At 67.4% G+C, this 18,735-nt stretch carries 19 protein-coding genes and 1 pseudogene; 10 read left to right on the forward strand and 10 right to left on the reverse strand.

Annotated elements, in window-relative coordinates; genetic code table 11:
- A pseudogene (locus tag A5745_RS24815) lies at positions 1-297 on the forward strand (resuscitation-promoting factor RpfA); the annotation flags it as partial.
- Between the two features lie 18 nt (positions 298-315).
- On the opposite strand, the gene A5745_RS20340 reads toward A5745_RS24815, so the two are convergent.
- The 4 genes from A5745_RS20340 to A5745_RS20355 are packed head-to-tail and all read right to left on the reverse strand — an operon-like array spanning position 316 to position 1,924.
- Complete coding sequence (locus A5745_RS20340) at positions 316-741, reverse strand: molybdenum cofactor biosynthesis protein MoaE (RefSeq protein WP_076118475.1); 426 nt, start codon at positions 739-741, stop codon at positions 316-318.
- A complete protein-coding gene (locus A5745_RS20345) occupies positions 738-1,220 on the reverse strand; it encodes a molybdenum cofactor biosynthesis protein B (RefSeq protein WP_076059123.1) in 483 nt (160 codons plus the stop codon). The genes A5745_RS20340 and A5745_RS20345 overlap by 4 nt, the downstream gene beginning before the upstream one ends.
- Entirely contained in the window at positions 1,220-1,714 is a 495-nt protein-coding gene (gene moaC, locus A5745_RS20350) for a cyclic pyranopterin monophosphate synthase MoaC (RefSeq protein WP_076118477.1), read from the reverse strand. The genes A5745_RS20345 and moaC overlap by 1 nt, the downstream gene beginning before the upstream one ends.
- A 9-nt stretch (positions 1,715-1,723) precedes the next feature.
- On the reverse strand, positions 1,724-1,924 hold the full coding sequence (locus tag A5745_RS20355; RefSeq protein WP_076122466.1) for a hypothetical protein: 201 nt from the start codon (positions 1,922-1,924) through the stop codon (positions 1,724-1,726).
- Between the two features lie 114 nt (positions 1,925-2,038).
- Between A5745_RS20355 and A5745_RS20360 the strand changes: the two genes are divergently transcribed.
- The 3 genes from A5745_RS20360 (at position 2,039) to A5745_RS20370 (ending at position 6,809) form a co-directional block, all read left to right on the forward strand.
- A complete protein-coding gene (locus A5745_RS20360) occupies positions 2,039-4,288 on the forward strand; it encodes a helicase-associated domain-containing protein (protein ID WP_076118480.1) in 2,250 nt (749 codons plus the stop codon).
- A gap of 12 nt (positions 4,289-4,300) precedes the next feature.
- A complete protein-coding gene (locus A5745_RS20365) occupies positions 4,301-5,950 on the forward strand; it encodes a DNA repair helicase XPB (RefSeq protein ID WP_076059116.1) in 1,650 nt (549 codons plus the stop codon).
- A gap of 115 nt (positions 5,951-6,065) precedes the next feature.
- Positions 6,066-6,809 carry an SDR family NAD(P)-dependent oxidoreductase gene (locus A5745_RS20370; protein ID WP_076118482.1) on the forward strand — a complete coding sequence of 248 codons (744 nt, stop codon included), beginning with the start codon at positions 6,066-6,068 and terminating at the stop codon, positions 6,807-6,809.
- A gap of 33 nt (positions 6,810-6,842) precedes the next feature.
- On the opposite strand, the gene A5745_RS20375 is transcribed toward A5745_RS20370, so the two are convergent.
- Both A5745_RS20375 and A5745_RS20380 read right to left on the reverse strand, forming a co-directional pair.
- On the reverse strand, positions 6,843-7,988 hold the full coding sequence (locus A5745_RS20375; protein WP_076059113.1) for a thiolase family protein: 1,146 nt from the start codon (positions 7,986-7,988) through the stop codon (positions 6,843-6,845).
- A 22-nt stretch (positions 7,989-8,010) separates the two neighbouring features.
- On the reverse strand, positions 8,011-8,424 hold the full coding sequence (locus tag A5745_RS20380) for a Zn-ribbon domain-containing OB-fold protein (RefSeq protein WP_076118484.1): 414 nt from the start codon (positions 8,422-8,424) through the stop codon (positions 8,011-8,013).
- 314 nt (positions 8,425-8,738) lie between these two features.
- Here A5745_RS20380 and A5745_RS20385 point away from each other — a divergent pair, with 314 nt between their 5' ends.
- Positions 8,739-9,032 (forward strand): putative quinol monooxygenase, encoded by a 294-nt coding sequence (locus A5745_RS20385; RefSeq protein ID WP_076118487.1) that lies wholly within the window; start codon positions 8,739-8,741, stop codon positions 9,030-9,032.
- Here the strand turns inward: A5745_RS20385 and A5745_RS20390 are convergent.
- The gene (locus tag A5745_RS20390) at positions 9,029-10,018 is read right to left on the reverse strand and encodes an LLM class F420-dependent oxidoreductase (protein ID WP_076118489.1); all 990 of its coding nucleotides are present in this window, start codon (positions 10,016-10,018) and stop codon (positions 9,029-9,031) included. The genes A5745_RS20385 and A5745_RS20390 overlap by 4 nt on opposite strands.
- 77 nt (positions 10,019-10,095) lie before the next feature.
- On the opposite strand from A5745_RS20390, the gene A5745_RS20395 reads away from it, so the two are divergent.
- The 4 genes from A5745_RS20395 (at position 10,096) to A5745_RS20410 (ending at position 13,521) form a co-directional block, all read left to right on the forward strand.
- Complete coding sequence (locus tag A5745_RS20395; protein WP_076118491.1) at positions 10,096-11,349, forward strand: FAD-dependent monooxygenase; 1,254 nt, start codon at positions 10,096-10,098, stop codon at positions 11,347-11,349.
- Positions 11,318-12,184 carry an LLM class F420-dependent oxidoreductase gene (locus tag A5745_RS20400; protein ID WP_076059105.1) on the forward strand — a complete coding sequence of 289 codons (867 nt, stop codon included), beginning with the start codon at positions 11,318-11,320 and terminating at the stop codon, positions 12,182-12,184. The genes A5745_RS20395 and A5745_RS20400 overlap by 32 nt, the downstream gene beginning before the upstream one ends.
- A gap of 15 nt (positions 12,185-12,199) precedes the next feature.
- Positions 12,200-12,844 carry a class I SAM-dependent methyltransferase gene (locus A5745_RS20405; RefSeq protein WP_076118493.1) on the forward strand — a complete coding sequence of 215 codons (645 nt, stop codon included), beginning with the start codon at positions 12,200-12,202 and terminating at the stop codon, positions 12,842-12,844.
- A 77-nt stretch (positions 12,845-12,921) separates the two neighbouring features.
- A complete protein-coding gene (locus A5745_RS20410) occupies positions 12,922-13,521 on the forward strand; it encodes a class I SAM-dependent methyltransferase (RefSeq protein ID WP_076118495.1) in 600 nt (199 codons plus the stop codon).
- 78 nt (positions 13,522-13,599) lie between these two features.
- Here the strand turns inward: A5745_RS20410 and A5745_RS20415 are convergent, their stop codons facing one another.
- The gene (locus tag A5745_RS20415) at positions 13,600-15,744 is read right to left on the reverse strand and encodes a 3-hydroxyacyl-CoA dehydrogenase NAD-binding domain-containing protein (protein WP_076118497.1); all 2,145 of its coding nucleotides are present in this window, start codon (positions 15,742-15,744) and stop codon (positions 13,600-13,602) included.
- Between the two features lie 4 nt (positions 15,745-15,748).
- On the reverse strand, positions 15,749-16,960 hold the full coding sequence (locus A5745_RS20420; RefSeq protein WP_076118499.1) for an acetyl-CoA C-acetyltransferase: 1,212 nt from the start codon (positions 16,958-16,960) through the stop codon (positions 15,749-15,751).
- 179 nt (positions 16,961-17,139) lie between these two features.
- On the opposite strand from A5745_RS20420, the gene A5745_RS20425 reads away from it, so the two are divergent.
- A complete protein-coding gene (locus tag A5745_RS20425) occupies positions 17,140-18,312 on the forward strand; it encodes a pyridoxal phosphate-dependent aminotransferase (RefSeq protein WP_076118501.1) in 1,173 nt (390 codons plus the stop codon).
- Here A5745_RS20425 and A5745_RS20430 read toward each other — a convergent pair.
- Positions 18,299-18,733, reverse strand: coding sequence for an SRPBCC family protein (locus A5745_RS20430; protein ID WP_076059097.1), 435 nt, complete (start codon positions 18,731-18,733; stop codon positions 18,299-18,301). The genes A5745_RS20425 and A5745_RS20430 overlap by 14 nt on opposite strands.
- Positions 18,734-18,735: the final 2 nt, after the last annotated feature.

The following is an 18,735-nucleotide window of genomic DNA, read 5'->3' on the forward strand; positions in this document are numbered from 1 at the left end:
CCGGCGCCTCCCGCGGACCTGGCGCCGCCCGCGCCTCCCGCCGACGCGCTACCGCCGGCACCCCCGGCCGACGCGCTACCGCCGGCACCCCCGGCCGACGCGCTACCGCCCGCGCCTCCGGCCGATGCGGTGCCACCCGCGCCGCCGGCGCCAGGTGACCTCAACACCGCTTCCGTTGACCCGCAACACGTCTCGCAAGTCGGCTACACCAGGCAGCTGTGGCAAGCGATCCAGGGCCACGACATCCACGGCAACGACGCGCTGGACGCGATCGCGCAGCCGCCCGGGACTCGCTGAGGGTCTAGGCCCTTCGATCTAGGCGGAGCCGACCCATTCGTCGGTTCCGTCGTCGAAGAACTGGTGCTTCCACACCGGTAGCCGCGCCTTGATGGTGTCCACCAGTTGGGCGCAGGTCGCAAACGCCGCCTGCCGGTGGTCGGCGGCGACCGCGGCCACCAACGCCGCCTCGCCGATGTGCAGCGCGCCGATCCGGTGGCTGGCCGCGACGGCGCGCACACCGCTGGACTGCTCGGCGACCTCCGCCACCACCTCGGCGATGACCTCCGCGGCCGACGGGTGCGCGGAATACTCCAGCCGCACCACCCTGCGTCCACCGTCGTGGTCGCGAATCATCCCGACGAACCCGACGATGGCCCCCGCCGACTGGTGGCCCACCAGCTCTTCATGCTCGACCAGACAGATGGGTTGCTCGGTCATGGCGGCGCGCACGACGAGCGTCATCGCTCGTGATCTTTGCCTGCGAGCTGGTCGAGGGCGTGGTCGAGAACATCGGCGAGCACGCCGAGGCCGTCTTTCACCCCGCCGGGCGAGCCGGGCAGGTTGACGATCAGCGTGCGGCCCGCCACGCCGCACACTCCGCGCGACAGCATCGACGTCGGCACTTTCGGCAGCCCGGAGCGGCGGATGGCGTCAGCCAATCCGGGGATCATGTAGTCCAGCACGGCCACGGTCTGGTCCGGGGTGGAATCGCTGGGTGAGATGCCGGTGCCACCCGAGGTGATGATGACGTCGACGCCATCATCCACCGCGGCGCGCAGCGCATCACCGACCGGGTTGCCGTCGGCGACGACCTCCGGTTCCGCAGACGAAAACCCGTGTTCCCCAAGCCATTCGGCAATGATCGGCCCGCACCGATCGTCGTACGCACCGGCCGAGGCTCGGGTCGAAGCAATGATCACTCGTGCGGATCGCGCGCCCATCATCGTGTCCAATTTCCGCTTTTGCCGCCCTCTTTGCGGAGGACCCGAATGTCGTCGATGCGAGCGGACGGGTCAACCGCTTTGATCATGTCGTAGAGCGTAAGCCCGGCCACACTCACCGCGGTCAGCGCCTCCATCTCGACACCGGTACGGTCGGTGCTGCGCACCGTCGCCGTGATCTCGATGTCGGACTCACCGACGGTGAAATCCACGTCGACGCCCGTTAGCGCGAGCTGGTGGCACAGCGGAATCAGGTCGCTGGTTCGCTTTGCTGCCAGAATGCCCGCCACCCGCGCGGTGGCCAGCGCATCACCCTTGGGAAGGCCGCCGGTCGAGATCAGCGACACGACTTGCGCCGAGGTCCGCAACACACCCGCGGCCACGGCGGTGCGCTTGGTCGCGCCCTTCTCGGTGACATCGACCATGTGCGCCGCCCCCCGCTCATCCAGGTGCGAGAGCGAGCCCGGTCGGGATGCCCCGGATGCCGCAGCCATGCTGGCGGGCTACCGGTTGACGACGGTGACCGGGTGAACGTACGGCAGGTCGTCGGAGGGCAGCGGGAACGTCAGGTCACCGAAAGGGGACAACGCGCCCGTCCGATCGGTTGCCAGTTCGCTCACCGCGTGGTCATCCGGGTCCGTCGTCGGCCAGCCGTTGTCGACGTACCGGGTCTTGCCCGCGTTGTCCTCAGCAATGTCAGCCACGCGGTCCATTCTGACAGGTCGCACCGGCGGGCGTGACGCAAGCCCGCGGGCACCCGATTCCGGCGTCCTCGCCGTCGCCGCGGGGGTCCGGCCGCTGCTTTACGCTGGTCAGCAATGACCGACAACACCCCGGACATCCCGCTGGGGTCCTGGCTGGCCGACTTGTCCGACGAGCGGCTCATCCGACTGCTGGAACTACGGCCGGACCTCGCCCAGCCGCCACCCGGCAGCATCGCCGCGCTGGCGGCGCGCGCCGTGGCCCGGCAGTCGGTCAAGGCTGCCACCGACGAGCTCGACTTCCTGCGGCTGGCCGTGCTCGACGCCCTGCTGGTGCTGCAGGCCGAGACGGCACCCGTGCCGATTGCAAAGCTGCTGGCGCTGATCGGCGACCGCGCTCCGGAAGCCGACGTGATGGGCGCACTCGACGATCTCCGGCAGCGCGCCCTGGTGTGGGGCGACGCCGCCGTCCGGGTGGCCCCCGACGCGGGCACGGCATTGCCGTGGCACGCGGGCCAGGTGACGCTCGAGGACACCGCGCGCACCGGCGACGAGATTGCCGGCCTCATCGCCGGGCTCGACAAAGCACAGCTGGAGGTGCTGGAGAAACTGCTGCAGGGGTCTCCGATGGGGCGCACCCGCGACGCCGCGCCCGGCGCTCCAGCGGATCGCCCGGTGCCGCAGCTGTTGGCGAAGGGACTGCTGCGCCGAATCGATGCCGAGACGGTGATCCTGCCCCGCCACGTCGGACAGGTGCTCCGCGGCGAGCAGCCCGGCCCGATGCATCTGACCGCCCCGGACCCGGTGGTGTCGACGACCACGCCCGAGGACGCCGATGCGGCGGCGGCCGGGGCCCTCATCGACCTGCTGCGCGAGCTCGACGTGCTGCTCGAAAACCTCGGTAGCACACCGGTTCCCGAGCTGCGCAGCGGCGGAATGGGAGTCCGCGACGTCAAACGCCTGGCCAAGACGACCGGCATCGACGAGACGCGATTGGGCCTGATCTTGGAAGTCGCGGCCGCGGCCGGATTGATCGCGAGCGGAATGCCCGATCCGGAGCCCGCCCAGGGCGACGGCCCCTATTGGGCGCCGACGGTGGCCACCAACCGGTTCAGCGCGATGTCCACCGCTGAGCGCTGGCACCTGCTGGCCAGCACATGGCTCGACCTGCCGGGGCGGCCGGCGTTGATCGGCACCCGCGGCCCGGACGCGAAACCGTATGGCGCCCTGACGGATTCGCTGTACTCGACGGCTGCCCCATTGGATCGCCGGCTGTTGCTGGGAATGCTCTCCGAGCTGCCCCACGGTGCCGGCGTCGACGCCGCGGCGGCGTCGGGGGCGCTGATCTGGCGGCGCCCGCGCTGGGCGAGACGCCTGCAGCCCGGACCGGTCGCCGACCTGCTGAACGAAGGCCATGCGCTGGGCCTGATCGGTCGTGGGGCGATCAGCACCCCCGCCCGCGCGCTGCTCGACGAAGCCGTCGATCCGGCCGTCGCGATCGATGCGATGACGCTGGCGCTGCCCAAGCCGATCGACCACTTTTTCGTACAGGCCGACCTGACCGTCGTGGTGCCCGGACCGCTGCAACGCGATCTCGCCGAGGAACTGGCGGCCGTTGCCACCGTCGAATCGGCCGGCGCGGCGATGGTGTACCGGATCAGCGAGCAATCGATCCGGCACGCGCTCGACATCGGCAAAACCCGCGACCAGATGCACGCGTTCTTCGCCAGGCACTCCAAAACGGCAGTGCCACAAGGACTCACATACCTCATCGACGATGTTGCGCGCAGACACGGGCAGCTTCGAATCGGCATGGCCGCGTCGTTCGTGCGCTGTGAAGACCCAGCCCTGCTGGCCCAGGCCGTAGCGGCCGTCGACGATCTACAGCTGCGTGCCCTCGCCCCGACGGTGGCCGTGTCGCCCGCACCGATCGCCGACGTGCTCGGTGCCCTCCGGTCCGCGGGTTTCGCCCCGGCGGCCGAAGATTCCTCCGGCGCCATCGTCGACGTGCGACCCCGCGGGGCCCGGGTGCCCACGCCGCAGCACCGTCGCCCCTATCGCCCACCGCCGCGCCCCAGCGGCGAGACGCTGAACGCGGTCGTCTCGGTGCTGCGCAAGGTGACCGCCGCGCCGTTCGGCAACATCCGCGTCGATCCCGCGGTCACGATGTCGCTGTTGCAGCGCGCGGCGAGGGATCAGGACACGCTGGTGATCGGCTACCTCGACGCCGCGGGCGTCGCCACCCAGCGAGTGGTGTCGCCGATCACCGTCCGCGGCGGGCAGCTGGTGGCCTTCGACTCGGCCTCCGGGCGGCTGCGGGACTTCGCCGTTCACCGCATCACGTCGGTGGTGTCGGCAGGCGACTGAATAATGGGTTCTATGACTGACGGGCCGTTGATCGTGCAGTCCGACAAGACGGTGCTGCTCGAGGTGGACCACGAGCTGGCCGGGGCCGCGCGTGCCGCTATCGCGCCGTTCGCCGAGCTGGAGCGGGCGCCCGAGCACGTGCACACTTACCGCATCACGCCACTGGCGCTGTGGAACGCCCGCGCGGCCGGCCACGACGCCGAGCAGGTCGTCGACGCGCTGGTCAGCTACTCGCGCTACGCGGTGCCCCAGCCACTGCTGGTCGACATCGTCGACACCATGGCCCGCTACGGCCGGCTGCAATTGGTCAAGAACCCCGCCCACGGCCTGACCCTGGTCAGCCTTGACCGCGCGGTGCTCGAGGAAGTGCTCCGCAACAAGAAGATCGCACCTATGCTCGGCGCGCGCATCGATGACGACACCGTCGTCGTCCACGGCAGCGAGCGCGGCCGGGTCAAGCAGATGCTGCTCAAGATCGGTTGGCCCGCGGAAGATCTCGCCGGCTACGTCGACGGCGAGGCGCATCCGATCAGCCTCCACCAGGACGACTGGCACCTGCGCGACTACCAGCAGATGGCCGCGGACTCGTTCTGGTCCGGCGGTTCCGGCGTAGTCGTACTACCCTGCGGTGCCGGCAAGACGCTGGTCGGCGCGGCCGCGATGGCGAAAGCCAGTGCGACGACGCTCATCCTGGTCACCAACATCGTCGCCGCCCGGCAATGGAAACGGGAACTGGTGGCGCGCACCTCGCTCACCGAGGACGAGATCGGCGAATACTCCGGGGAACGCAAGGAAATCCGGCCCGTCACCATCTCGACGTATCAGATGATCACCCGCCGCACCAAGGGCGAATACCGCCATCTCGAGCTCTTCGACAGCCGTGACTGGGGACTGATCATCTACGACGAGGTGCATCTGTTGCCGGCACCGGTGTTCCGGATGACCGCCGATCTGCAGTCCAAGCGGCGGCTGGGCCTGACCGCCACGTTGATCCGCGAGGACGGCCGCGAGGGCGACGTCTTCTCCCTGATCGGCCCGAAACGCTATGACGCGCCGTGGAAGGACATCGAGGCGCAGGGCTGGATCGCGCCGGCGGAGTGTGTCGAAGTGCGCGTCACCATGACCGACAACGAGCGAATGATGTACGCCACCGCCGAACCCGAGGAACGCTACCGGTTGTGCTCGACGGTGCACACCAAAATCGCTGTGGTCAAATCGATTCTGGAAAAGCACCCCGACGAGCAGACCCTGGTGATCGGCGCCTACCTCGATCAACTGGACGAGCTTGGGGCCGAGCTGAACGCTCCGGTCATCCAGGGGTCGACGAGGACCCGCGAGCGCGAGGAGCTGTTCGATGCGTTCCGCCGTGGCGAGGTGCCCACGCTGGTGGTGTCCAAGGTCGCCAACTTTTCCATCGACTTGCCCGAAGCCTCTGTGGCGGTACAGGTTTCGGGAACCTTCGGCTCCCGCCAAGAGGAAGCCCAGCGGCTGGGCCGATTGCTGCGACCCAAGCACGATGGCGGTGGCGCCATGTTCTATTCCGTGGTCGCGCGCGACAGCCTGGACGCCGAGTACGCCGCACACCGGCAGCGCTTCTTGGCAGAGCAGGGCTACGGCTACATCATCCGCGACGCGGACGACCTACTGGGCCCGGCGATTTAGGGTTGTGAACCGGTAGCATTCGCTGCGCTGAACGTGTACGCACTGCGAAAACACCGACGGCGGATACGCCGGGACGCCTGGCCGACCGCGCACTGCAAGGCTTACCTTCGGTGTCATGGACGAACGTATCGCGCTCAGCAACCGTGTCGCTTTGGTCACCGGCGGATCCCGGGGAATCGGTCGGGGCATCGCGCAGGCACTGGCCCGGGCTGGGGCGGCGGTTGCCGTCAACTACCGCAATCGGCAGGACGAGGCAGCCGCAACGGTTGCCGAGATCGAACGGGCCGGAGGCAGGGCGATCTCGGTGCGGGCGGACGTGGCCATGCGGTCGGAAGTGGAGGCGATGGCCGGGCAGGTCGGATCGGAGCTCGGTCCCATCGACGTGCTGGTGAACAACGCCGGTATCGCCACCATCCGCGGTGTGGACGACATCACCGAAGAGGACTTCGACCAGACGCTGACGGTCAATTTGAAGTCGGCGTTCCTGTGCATCCAGGCGGTAGTCCAGGGGATGCGGCAGCGAGGCTGGGGACGGATCGTGAACGTCTCGTCCGTCGCCGCTCGCGGCGCGGGAAACATCGGTGTGCATTACAACGCGTCCAAGGCGGGTCTGGAGGGCCTCACCCGCGGCTATGCGGCGCGCCTTGCCGCCGATGGGATCACCGTCAATGCCATAGCGCCCGGACTAATCGACACAGAAATGGCTGTGCCGCTGAAGGAATCGGGTGTCGCGGACCGTCTGCCGGTCGGCCGCATCGGCACACCCGACGAGATCGGTCAGGCGGTCCTCATGATGATCGGCAACGGTTTCCTCACCGGGCAGACACTAGCGGTGAACGGCGGCGGAAGTTTCCTCTGACGCTCGACATTCACCAGTTTCAGGCCCGGCGATTTAGAGCGACAGGATGGTCGCCGACGCGGTGCCCGGCGCGCCGTACACCTGGGCCAGGCCGACGCGCGGATTGCCGGGCACCTGGCGCTCGCCCGCCTCGCCGCGCAGCTGACGCACCAGCTCGTGCATCTGCCGCAGCCCCGACGCGCCGATCGGCTCACCGTTGGCGATCAGCCCGCCGTCGGTGTTGACCGGGATCGAGCCGTGGATCTCGGTGGCGCCGTCGGCCACCAGCTTCTCCTGCTCACCGTCGGCGCATAGCCCCGTCTCGGCCATGTGGATCACCTCGGCACCGGCGTCGGTGTCCTGCAGCTGGGCGATGTCGACATCCTCAGGCCCGATGCCGGCGGCGTCGTAGGCGGCCTTGGCCGCATACACCGTCGGCGACGCATCCTCGTCCAACGGCGCCGACGTGGCGTGCACCTCATACGCGCCGTACCGGCGGGTGCGGATCTCGCAGGCTCGCACGTACACCGGCTTGTCGGTGAACTTGTGGGCCATGTCGGCGCGGCACATGATCACCGCGGCGGCGCCCTCGTCGGGCGCGCAGAACATGTACTGCGTCAACGGGTAGTTCAGCACCGTCGAATTGAGAATCTCGTCCTCGGGAATCGCCTTGCGGCGGAAGGCATTCGGGTTCAACGCGCCGTTGCGGAAATTCTTGGCGGCCACCTTGGCCAGCGTGGCCTGGGAGATGTTGTGGTCGTGGATGTACTTGTTGGCCTTCATGCCGAAGAACTTGGTGGTGACGAACTGCCCGTTCTGGGCGTACCACTGCGGCAGCGCCAGCTTGGCGGGGTCGTCGGTGAAGGCGCCGCGCGGATGCTTGTCCAGACCGATGGCGATGCCCAGGTCGTACTTGCCCAGGCGAATGGTGTCGGCAGTCTGCTGAATGGCGCTGGCCGCGGTGGCGCAGGCGTTGAAGACGTTGGTGAACGTGATGCCGGTGAGCCCGACCAGCCGCGTCACCGCGTCGGGGTTGGACACCTCGTGGCTGCCGCCGAAGCCGAACTGGATGTCCTTCCAGTCCACGCCGGCATCGCTCAGCGCCGACTGGATGGCCTCGGCGCCCATCTGCATCGCGGTCTTGTCATGCCTGCCGAATGGATGCAGGCCCACGCCGATGATGGCCACGTCGTTAGTCATCTCAGGCTCCTCCTGTTTCCCACTAGACCGGCTGGAACGCGAACGTGACGATCTCGTCGCCGTCGGCATCGGTGGTGAACGGCACCATGGTGAGCTCGACCTCCTGGCCGAACTGCAACTTGGCCGGGTCGTTCTCGGTTAGCCGGCCCTCCACGCGGATCACGTCGCCGAGCTGGACCAGGCCCACACCGAACGGCACGAAATCGTCACCGGTCGGGCCGGCGTAGGGCGCCCCGGGCGGGAAGCCCTGGGTCGTCCACGCCACCAGCGTTCCGCGGCGCGGCAACAACAGCTCGCTCATCTCACCGCCGCTGCAGCGCGGACACCACTGCTGCACGGGAAACGTGGTGGCACCGCAGCTGCCGCAGCGGCTGCCGATCAGCTGCGGGCTCTCGTCGGGCCAGGTGGAGATGTCAGGGGCGAGTGCCTTCTGCATCGAGGAATCCTCCAGTGATCATCCGCAGTCCGCCACACAATAATGCGCTCCCTGAAAGGTACAACAGCATTCGATAAAAGTGGAAATCTCGTTCTCATCCGCTGGGCCCGTCGCGGGCCGGCGACGCGGGTCGACCAACACGCGTCTCCCCAAAGCGATATCGCCCGCGCTATCGCTTCCGTAGATTGGGTCGTGGTCTCCTCCTGATACCCATGTGGCCGGTGAGGCCGATAGGACAATCGCCACGCCGCGTGGCTCGCCGCGCTACGGCGCCAGTTATCGTGGGCTCCCCGGTCGCAAACAAAGGAGACGACATGCCGGTCACGGTGCTGCTCGAACTCAGGTTCAATCCGGAAGCGGTGCCCGCGGCGCGCGACGTGATGGGCCGGGCGCTGCGCGACACCCGGGCGTTCGAGGGGAATCTCCGCACCGATGTGCTCGTCGACGAGGACGACGAAGCCCACTGGATCGTCTACGAACTCTGGGACACCGTCGAGCACGACGAGGCCTATCGCAGCTTTCGTGCCGGCGAGGGAAAACTGACCGAGCTGCCTCCCCTGCTGGCCTCGCCTCCGGTCAAAACGCGGTACGTCACTTCCGACGTCTAGCTCAGCGCGGGAATGACTTCGCGCTCGAAAAGCTCGATGCCGGAGCGGTCATACGCCGCCTCCGGGAAATAGCAGATCGCATACTCACAGCCGAGGTCGCGGACCTTCGCGATCCGCTCGATCACCTGCTCCGGTGTGCCGGTCGCCGAATCCGGTCCGCTGCCACCGGCAAGCATCGCGTCGGCCGCCGATTCGGGCACATAGTCGACCATGCGGTCGCGCACTCGCCGCAGCCGGTCTTTGACGTCGGCGTCGGACGTTCCGAGCAGCGCGGTGAAGTTCGCCGAGCGCACGATGGCGTCGAACTCCGTGCCCTGCGTGCGGCAATGCTGCGCCAGCACCTCCGACTTGTGGGCGAAGGCCGCGGGTTCCGGCGAGAAGTTGGTGTACTGCGCGTATTTCGCGGCTATGCGTAGAGTCACCTTCTCGCCAGCGCCGGCGATCCAGAGCGGAATGCCGTTGGGCTGCAATGGTTTCGGGGCCAGGATGGCACCGTCGACTTGATAATGCCGCCCGTCGAAGCTGACCTTGCCGTCGCGCCAGGCGTCGCGCATGATCTGCACGCCTTCGTCCAGCCGACCCAACCGCACCCCGGCCGACGGAAAGCCGTAACCGTAAGCGCGCCATTCGTGTTCGTACCAGCCGCCGCCGATTCCCATCTGGATCCGGCCTCCGGAGACGATGTCGACCGTCGCGGCCACCTTGGCCAAATAGACGGGGTTGCGGTAGCTCATCGCCGTGCACATCTGGCCGAGCTTGATCCGCGACGTGCTCGCCGCGTATGCCGCCATCAGCGACCACGCCTCGTGGGTGGCTTCACCCGTCGGCATCGGCACGGTGTGGAAGTGGTCGTAGACCCACAGCGAATCCCATGCGCTGTCGTCGGCGTAGGTGGCCAGGTCCCGCATCACCGCCCAGTGTTTTTCGGGTTCGATGCCGACCAAATCCATTCGCCAGCCCTGTGGAATGAAGAGACCGAAACGCATAGCAAGGCACTCTAGCCCCGCCGCGCTGTGCAACGATGAGCGATTACTTAACCTGGAGAGGCTCCAGGGAGGTCGCCATGCAAATTCTGATCTCCGGCGCCAGCATCTCGGGCCCCGTGCTCGCGTACTGGCTCACTCAATACGGGTTCGACGTCACCGTCGTCGAGCGCGCGCCCGCATTGCGCAAGACCGGCGGCCACGCCGTCGATCTGTTCCGCCCGGCCATGGAGATCTCGGAGAAGATGGGTGTGCTGCCGAGAATCGAGGCGCTGGCCACCGGCACCGACACCGGGACGATTTATCGGGAGGGCGCGAGGCGGGCCGTCCGCGTGGACATCACCAAGGCTGTCGGCGCCGCATCCGATCGTCACGTCGAGATCATGCGAGATGACCTGAGCGAGGCGTACTACGACGCCGGCCGCGACCGGGTCGAGTACCTGTTCGGCGACTCGATCACGGCCATCTCCCCCGACGGCGGGGTAATTTTCGAGCACGCGCCACCCCGCAGGTATGACGTCGTGATCGGCGCCGACGGGCTGCACTCGAACGTGCGGCGCCTGGTCTTCGGCGAGGACGCGGGGCGGACGCAATTCCTCGGCGGGTACCTGGCAGTGCTCTCGGCGCCGAAAACCCTTGCGCGCGAGAAAGAGATGGTCGTCCACGTCGGCGTCGGCCGTCTCGCCGGAATCTACACCGCGCAACCATTGGACGACGCGCGAGTGTTGTTCATGTTTCGCAGCAAGGAAGAACTCGAATATGACTACCGAGATGCCTTGCGGCAGAAGGAGTTACTCCGCGCTGGATTTGCCGGGATGCATGCGACGGTGAACGGGTGGCTCGAGGAGCTCGACCGCGCACCGACGTTCTACTTCGACTCGATCACCCAGTTGACGCTGGACAGCTGGTCGCGCGGGCGGGTCACGCTGGTGGGCGACGCCGGGTACTGCCCGGGGCCCGCGGTCGGCGGCAGCACCAGCATCGCGGTGCTGGGCGCCTACGTGCTCGCCGGTGAACTCGCGCAAGCCAACGGGGACTACGCGCGGGCGTTCGCGGCCTACGAACGGCAGATGATCGATCCGGTGCGTCGCAGCCGTGCGTTTGCGCGCACCGTGGCCAAGAGCCTGGTCCCCGGCTCCGCCGCCGGGGTGAGGGCGCTCACCCGGGGAGCCCAGCTGATCTCGATAATGCCCGCGGGGCTCACCAAGGCGCTCGCAAGGTTGAATGCCAAGGGCGTGCGGCTCTACGACTCGATGCAGTACGAAGACTACGCGGGAAGTGCTACGAGAGGGATGACGACCGATGGAACTCACCGGTGTCGGGGTATGGAGTAGTCAGCTTCGCTACGGCGACCAAGCCGAATCCGCCGATGCGGCAGCCGAATTGGATGAGCTGGGCTTTACGGCGCTGTGGATTCCGGACGTGGGCGGCCCGGTGTTCGACGCGGTGGGTCACCTGCTCGCCTCGACCAAACGCACGGTGATCGCCACCGGGATCCTCAATCTCTGGATGCACTCGGCCGGTGATGTCGCCGATTCCTATGCGGCGTTGACAGGCGAGCATGGGGAGCGGTTCCTGCTGGGGATCGGGGTCAGCCACGCGCCGCTCGTCGACGCCGGCCAGCCCGGGCGCTACCGCAAACCGCTGGCGGCGACGGCGTCGTTCCTGGACGGGCTGGATGCCGCGCCGTCACCGGTGCCCGCCGAATCGCGGGTCCTGGCCGCGCTGGGCCCCAAAATGCTGGCGTTGTCCGCGAGCCGCGCCCGCGGCGCCCACCCCTACCTCGTCACCCCGGAGCACACCGCCGCCGCCCGTGCGGCATTGGGCGAAGGACCGTTGCTGTTGCCGGAGCAGACCGCGATCTTGTGCGATACGGCCGAGGAGGCGCGCGCCATCGGAACCGATTGGCTGCGTGCATATTTGGCGTTGCCGAACTACGCCAATAACCTGCTGCGCAGTGGGTTCTCGGACGACGACTTGGCACAGGTCAGCGATCGGCTCTTCGATTCGATCATCGCCTGGGGCGACGAGGACGCGATCATGCGCCGGGTCGCCGAGCATCGTTCGGCCGGCGCCGACCACGTCTGCGTCCAGGTCCTAACCGCTGACCCGACGGCGTTCCCGCGCGAGCAATGGCGTCGAATTGCCGCGGCCTGCAAGGAGGATTAGGCATACCGTGGCGGTATGGCCTCCAAACAAACCCTTTTTCGCATCTTCTACCGGATCGGCTTCACCCCGTGGGACGGGCACGCGATCGCGCAGAGCCTGCGGGATCTGATCGAAGGAAGCCACGACAACCCCGCGCTGGCAGCGGGATCGGCCCTTGATGTCGGGTGCGGCACCGGAGATTCCTCGATCTACCTTGCTCAGCACGGCTGGAACGTCACGGGCGTTGACTTCGTGGCAAAGGCCCTCGACAAGGCCCGCGCCAAGTCTCGCACTGCTGGCGTACCGGTCAAATTCGTCGAGGCCGATGTCACGCATTTGAGCCAAGCCGGCATCGATGCGAAGTTTGACTTAATCGTCGACAACGGCTGTCTCCACGGCATGAGCGACGAAGACCGTAATCTCTACGTCAAAGAGATCACGGCGGCCGCCGCCCCCGGCGCACGACTAGTGATCGTCGCCGCGCCACCCGGTGGCCCCATCAGACTTCTGGGACTCGATGAGTCCGAGGTCAAACGCAGATTTACACCTGGATGGACACTGCTGTCGTCAGCGGGTGAAAAGATGGTGTTTGCCAACGACGCCGGCTATCGCCACACTCCAGTTGCGTTTATTCGCAACCGATTCGCGGTTCGCTGCTACCTGCTGCAGCTCACCGGCTAATCGTTGCTGGATGGTCAACCGCCGCGGACTGCAAGGACGACGGGGCTCTAGCCGGCGCCAATGCGTACCGTGGCGGTATGGCCTCCAAACAAACCCTGTTTCGTATCTTCTACCGGATCGGCTTCACCCCCTGGGACGGGCATCCGCTCGCGCAGAGCCTGCAGGGGCTGATTGAGGGAACTCCCGACACGCCCGCGCTGCCCGCGGGACGGGCGCTGGAACTGGGATGCGGCACCGGAGACACGTCGATCTACCTCGCTCAACGCGGCTGGAACGTCACCGCGGTGGACTTTGTCACGAAGGCGCTCGACAAGGCTCGCGCCAAGGCCGGCGCCGCCAACGCTTCGGTCGACTTTGTCCGCGCCGACGTCACGCACCTGAGTCAGGAAGGCGTCGGGGCGAACTTCGAGCTGATCGTCGACAACGGCTGCCTGCACAACATGAGCGACGCGGATCGCGACGCGTACGTCCGGGAGGTCAGCGCCGTGGCGGCGCCCGACGCGCGGCTACTGATCGTGGCATTCCGTCCCGGCGGCAGGTTCGGCGTCCGCGGCATCGAGCCCGCCGAGATGGAACGGCGATTCACCCCGGCCTGGACGCTGTTGTCCACCGGCGACGAGCGGGAGCTCGACCGCGAAACCCCGACGCGGTACTACCTGTTTCAGCGCCGCGCCTGAACCTCCGAGTGCGAGCAGACGCAAAATCGCACGCGGAGGTCCCGCGCAATGCGATTCTGCGTCTGCTCGCGGCAGAAACTACGTCAACGAGTCCGGCGGCAGGAAGCGGTCGCCATACTTCGCCGCCAACTCACGGGCGCGGGCTACGAAGGCATCCTTGCCAGTGCCGGCCGGACCGGAGTAGCCGTTGATGAACTGCGCGCTACCGCCCGTCCACGGCGGGAAGCCGATGCCCATGATCGAACCGATGTTGGCGTCGGCCGTCGACGTCAGCACGCCCTCGTCGAGGCACTTCTGCGTTTCCAGCGCCTCGGCGAACAGCATCCGATCGATCATGTCCTGCAGTGGAGGCTGCGACGAGCCGGACTTGAACGTCTCCCGCAGGCCCGGCCACAGGCCGGTGCGCTTGCCGTCGACGTATTCGTAGAAGCCGGCACCCTTCAACCGCGACGGGCGGCCGATCTCGATCATCTTCTCGACGACGGCCTCGGCCGGGTGCGGCTGGTAGGTGCCGCCGGCGTCCTCGACACCCTTGCGGGTGGCGACGGCGATCTTGTGCATCAGCTCCAGGTTGAGCTCGTCGGACAACTGCAGCGGCGGCGCCGGGTAACCGGCTTGCGAGCCGGCCTGCTCGACGCTGGCCGGCTCGACACCCTCGCCCAGCATCGCCAGCGCCTCGTTGACGAAGGTGCCGATGACGCGTGAGGTGAAGAAGCCGCGGCTGTCGTTGACGACGATCGGTGTCTTGCCGATGGCCAGCGTGTAGTCGAACACCCGGGCCAGCGCCTCGTCGGATGTCTTCTCGCCCTTGATGATTTCGACCAGCGGCATCTTGTCCACCGGCGAGAAGAAGTGGATCCCGATGAAGTCCTCCTGCCGCTTGACGCCGGTCGCGAGGCCGGTGATCGGCAGGGTGGAGGTGTTGGATCCCAGCAGCGCGTTGGGCTCGACGATGTCCTCGATCTCCTGGAACACCTTGTGCTTGAGTTCCTGGTTCTCGAACACCGCCTCGACCACGAAGTCGACGCCCGCGAGGTCGGCCGCGTCGCCCGTCGGGGTGATGCGGTCCAGGAGCGCCTTGGACTTCTCCTCGGTGGTGCGGCCCCGCTCCAGCGCCTTGGCTTCCAGCTTCTCGGAGTAGCCCTTGCCCTTCTGGGCCGCCTCGAAGCTGACATCCTTGAGCACCACGTCGAAACCGGCCTTGGCCGACACGTAGGCGATGCCGGCGCCCATCATCCCGGCGCCCAGCACACCGATCTTCTTGATCGGTGTCTTGCCGATGCCGTCGGGCCGCGACCCGCCGGAGTTGATGTGCTGCAGGTCGAAGAAGAACGCCTGAATCATGTTCTTGGCGACCTGGCCGGTGACGAGCGACGCGAAGTAGCGGCTCTCGATGCGGCTTGCGGTGTCGAAGTCGACCTGCGCGCCCTCGACCGCGGCGGCCAGGATGGCCCGCGGCGCGGGCATCGGGGCGCCCTTGAGCTGCTTGCGCAAGTTCGACGGGAACGACGGCAGAATGGCTGCCAGCGACGGCGACGACGGAGAGCCGCCGGGCATCTTGTAGCCCTTCTTGTCCCACGGCTGCTCGTGCGCGTCGGGGTTGGCCTTGATCCACGCCTTAGCAGCGGGCACCAGCTCCTCGACCGTCGGCAACAACTCGTCGACCAGACCTATCTCCTTGGCCTTGGCCGGCTTGAACCGCGTGCCCTGCGCGAGGATGCTCACGAACGCGGTCTGGATGCCGAACATCCGCACGGTGCGGGTCACCCCGCCGCCGCCGGGGAGCAGGCCCAATGTCGCTTCGGGCAGGCCGATTTGGCTGCCCTTGACGTCGGCGGCGATGCGGTGATGACACGCCAGCGCGATCTCCAGCCCACCGCCGAGGGCGGCCCCGTTGATGGCCGCCACGACCGGCTTGCCCAGCGTCTCCAGGGTGCGCAGCTGCTTCTTGACGGTCTCGACGGTGTTGAAGACGTCACCGGCGTCCTCGGGCGTCGCCTGGATCATGGTCTTGACGTCCCCGCCGGCGAAGAAGGTCTTCTTGCCGCTGGTGATCACGACGCCGGTGATCGAATCCTTCTCGGCGACAAGGCGATCCACGGCCTTGCCCATCGACTCGATGTAGGCCTCGTTCATGACGTTGGCGGACCCGGACGGGTCGTCCATGGTCAGCGTGACGATGCCGTCGGCGTCCTTATCCCACTGGATTGTGTTGTCGGCCATGTACTTAAACCCTCTCGATGATCGTCGCGACACCCATGCCGCCACCGATGCACAGCGTGACCAATGCGCGCCGGGCGTTGCGGCGCTCGAGCTCGTCGACCATCGTGCCCAGAATCATCGCGCCGGTGGCGCCCAGCGGGTGGCCCATGGCGATGGCGCCGCCGTTGACGTTGAGCTTTTCGTCGGGGATGTTGAGGTCCTTCTGGAACTTCAGCACCACGGAGGCGAACGCCTCGTTGAGCTCGAACAGGTCGATGTCGTCGATGGTCAGGCCCGCCCGGTCGAGCACCTTGCGGGTGGCCGGCGTCGGTCCGGTCAGCATGATCGTGGGCTCGGCCCCGGTGGTGGCGGTGGCCACGATGCGGGCCCGCGGGGTCAGGCCCTGCGACTTGCCGGCCGCTTCGGAGCCGATGAGCACCAGCGCGGCGCCGTCGACGATGCCCGAGCTGTTGCCGCCCGTGTGCACGTGATCGATCTTCTCGATCCAGTGGTACTTCTGCAGCGCCACGTCGTCGAACCCGCCGAGTGCGGCGAGGCCCTCGAAGGCGGGCTTCAGCTTGCCCAGGCCCTCCTTGGTGGTGTCGGGTCGCATGTGCTCGTCGTGGTCGAGGATCAGCAGGCCGTTCTGGTCGCGCACCGGCACCACGGACTTGGCGAAGTAGCCGCCCGACCACGCCACGGCGGCCTTCTCCTGGCTGCGCAGCGCATAGGCGTCGACGTCATCACGGGAGAAGCCCTCGATGGTGGCGATCAGGTCGGCGCCGATGCCCTGCGGGACGAAGCCGACGTCGTAGTTGGTGGCCGGGTCCAGCGCCATCGCGCCGCCGTCGGAGCCCATCGGCACCCGGCTCATCGACTCAACGCCGCCGGCCAGCACCAGGTCGTCCCAGCCGGACCGCACCTTCTGCGCGGCGGTGTTCACCGCCTCGAGACCCGAGGCGCAGAACCGGTTGAGCTGCACGCCACCGACGGTGTCGGGCATGCCGGCGGCCAGCACCGCGGCCCGGGCGATGTCACCGCCCTGGTCACCGACCGGCGAAACCACGCCGAGGATGACGTCGCTGATCAGGTTCTCGTCCAGGTCGGGAAAGCGCCTGCGCAGTTCGTCGATCAGCCCAACCACCAGGCTCAGCGGCTTGACCTCGTTCAGCGACCCGTTTTTCTGCTTACCGCGCGGGGTGCGGATGGCCTCGTAGACGAAGGCTTCTTCGGACATGTCGGCTTCCTCTTCACAAATGGGGGTTCGGATCCGTACCCAGCACCCTAACAGGGTGCCCGGCCAACCTGTTGGTTGGGCAAGAGTCGCTGGTCAGGCGGCGAACGTGACGCTGCAGTCACGATGGGCGCAGTGTGACGCTGCAGTCACGCTCGGGGCTGAAGCTAGGCTCGACCACCATGACGGTGTCGCGGCTGCGGCCCTACGCCACCACGGTGTTCGCCGAAATGTCGGCGCTGGCCGCGCGGATCGGCGCGGTGAACCTCGGTCAGGGCTTTCCCGACGAGGACGGACCCCCCGCGTTGCTCAAGGCCGCGCAAGACGCGATCGCCGAGGGCGCCAACCAATACCCGCCCGGGATAGGCATCGCGCCGCTGCGTCATGCGATCGCCGCCCACCGCAAGCGACACTTCGGCGTCGAATACGACCCCGACACCGAGGTGCTGGTGACCGTCGGCGCCACCGAGGCCATCGCGGCGGCGGTGCTCGGGCTGGTCGAGCCGGGCTCGGACGTACTGCTGATCGAACCGTTCTACGACTCCTACTCGCCGGTGGTCGCGATGGCCGGCGCGCACCGGGTGGCCGTGCCGCTGGTCCCCGACGGCCGCGGCTTCGCGCTGGACACCGACGCGCTGCGGCGCGAACTGACGCCCCAGACCCGCGCGCTGATCGTCAACTCGCCGCACAACCCAACCGGGGCGGTGCTCACCAACGACGAGCTGGCCGCGATCGCCGAGATCGCGGTGGCGGCAGATCTTTTGGTGATCACCGACGAGGTCTACGAGCACCTGGTCTTCGACAACCGCCGCCACCTGCCACTGGCCGGGTTCGGCGGCATGGCCGAGCGCACCATCACCATCTCCAGCGCCGCCAAGATGTTCAACTGCACCGGCTGGAAGATCGGATGGGCATGCGGCCCAGCCGAACTCATCGCCGGGGTTCGCGCGGCCAAACAATATCTGAGCTACGTCGGCGGGGCGCCGTTACAGCCCGCCGTGGCCCTCGCGCTGGATACCGAAGACGCGTGGGTGGCCGAGCTTCGAAGCTCGCTGCAGGCCCGACGAGACCGGCTGGCATCCGGTCTGAGCGAGATCGGCTTCGAAGTGCACGACAGCGGCGGCACCTATTTCCTGTGCGCCGATCCGCGCCCGCTCGGTTACGACGACAGCACGGCCTTCTGCGCGGCACTACCGGAGAAGGTAGGCGTGGCCGCCATCCCGATGTCGGCATTCTGCGATCCGGCCGCCCCGCACCTTGACGTGTGGAATCACCTGGTGCGCTTCACCTTCTGCAAACGCGCCGACACCCTCGACGAAGCGATCCGGCGCCTGGCCGCGCTCAACCACCCATAACTCGCCAGCGCAGTCCTTCCAGCGCGGCGTGCAGGATCTTCTTGCGGGCCCGGTTGATCAGGAACTCGGGCAACGGTGCCGACGGCTCGACGGTGATGCCGAATCGCACGCGGGTCCTGTCGTCGCCCTCACGGGTCAGGTTGTACTCACCGTGCTGACCATGTTGATGGATGGTCTTTTTGGCGTCCCACACCATCCAGTCCCGCCCCCAGTGGTACTCGAGAAACTGCGTGTCGACGATGCCCATCACCCGGATCGTGACCTTCACGTGGTGCGGACGGCCGTCGGGATAGGTGTCGACCACTTCGGCCTTCTTGTGCACCGCGGACCACGACGGCACCGTGTCCATGTCGGCGAGCGCGTCGATGATGACCTCCGGGGGCGCGTTGATGACGATTTCCGCCGACGCTTGTACGGCCATCG

It is taken from the genome of Mycobacterium sp. IS-2888 (assembly GCF_001954215.1).
Lineage (GTDB): Bacteria > Actinomycetota > Actinomycetes > Mycobacteriales > Mycobacteriaceae > Mycobacterium.

Coding starts and splice junctions, on each gene's coding strand:
- A5745_RS20415 (WP_076118497.1), bottom strand. CDS start 15,744: ATGGCCGACAACACAATCCAGTGGGATAAGGACGCCGACGGCATCGTC.
- A5745_RS20375 (WP_076059113.1), bottom strand. CDS start 7,988: ATGACTAACGACGTGGCCATCATCGGCGTGGGCCTGCATCCATTCGGC.
- A5745_RS20405 (WP_076118493.1), top strand. CDS start 12,200: ATGGCCTCCAAACAAACCCTTTTTCGCATCTTCTACCGGATCGGCTTC.
- A5745_RS20390 (WP_076118489.1), bottom strand. CDS start 10,018: ATGCGTTTCGGTCTCTTCATTCCACAGGGCTGGCGAATGGATTTGGTC.
- A5745_RS20410 (WP_076118495.1), top strand. CDS start 12,922: ATGGCCTCCAAACAAACCCTGTTTCGTATCTTCTACCGGATCGGCTTC.
- A5745_RS20385 (WP_076118487.1), top strand. CDS start 8,739: ATGCCGGTCACGGTGCTGCTCGAACTCAGGTTCAATCCGGAAGCGGTG.
- A5745_RS20380 (WP_076118484.1), bottom strand. CDS start 8,424: ATGCAGAAGGCACTCGCCCCTGACATCTCCACCTGGCCCGACGAGAGC.
- A5745_RS20365 (WP_076059116.1), top strand. CDS start 4,301: ATGACTGACGGGCCGTTGATCGTGCAGTCCGACAAGACGGTGCTGCTC.
- A5745_RS20340 (WP_076118475.1), bottom strand. CDS start 741: ATGACGCTCGTCGTGCGCGCCGCCATGACCGAGCAACCCATCTGTCTG.
- A5745_RS20425 (WP_076118501.1), top strand. CDS start 17,140: ATGACGGTGTCGCGGCTGCGGCCCTACGCCACCACGGTGTTCGCCGAA.
- A5745_RS20345 (WP_076059123.1), bottom strand. CDS start 1,220: ATGGGCGCGCGATCCGCACGAGTGATCATTGCTTCGACCCGAGCCTCG.
- A5745_RS20370 (WP_076118482.1), top strand. CDS start 6,066: ATGGACGAACGTATCGCGCTCAGCAACCGTGTCGCTTTGGTCACCGGC.
- moaC (WP_076118477.1), bottom strand. CDS start 1,714: ATGGCTGCGGCATCCGGGGCATCCCGACCGGGCTCGCTCTCGCACCTG.
- A5745_RS20400 (WP_076059105.1), top strand. CDS start 11,318: ATGGAACTCACCGGTGTCGGGGTATGGAGTAGTCAGCTTCGCTACGGC.
- A5745_RS20420 (WP_076118499.1), bottom strand. CDS start 16,960: ATGTCCGAAGAAGCCTTCGTCTACGAGGCCATCCGCACCCCGCGCGGT.
- A5745_RS20430 (WP_076059097.1), bottom strand. CDS start 18,733: ATGGCCGTACAAGCGTCGGCGGAAATCGTCATCAACGCGCCCCCGGAG.
- A5745_RS20360 (WP_076118480.1), top strand. CDS start 2,039: ATGACCGACAACACCCCGGACATCCCGCTGGGGTCCTGGCTGGCCGAC.
- A5745_RS20395 (WP_076118491.1), top strand. CDS start 10,096: ATGCAAATTCTGATCTCCGGCGCCAGCATCTCGGGCCCCGTGCTCGCG.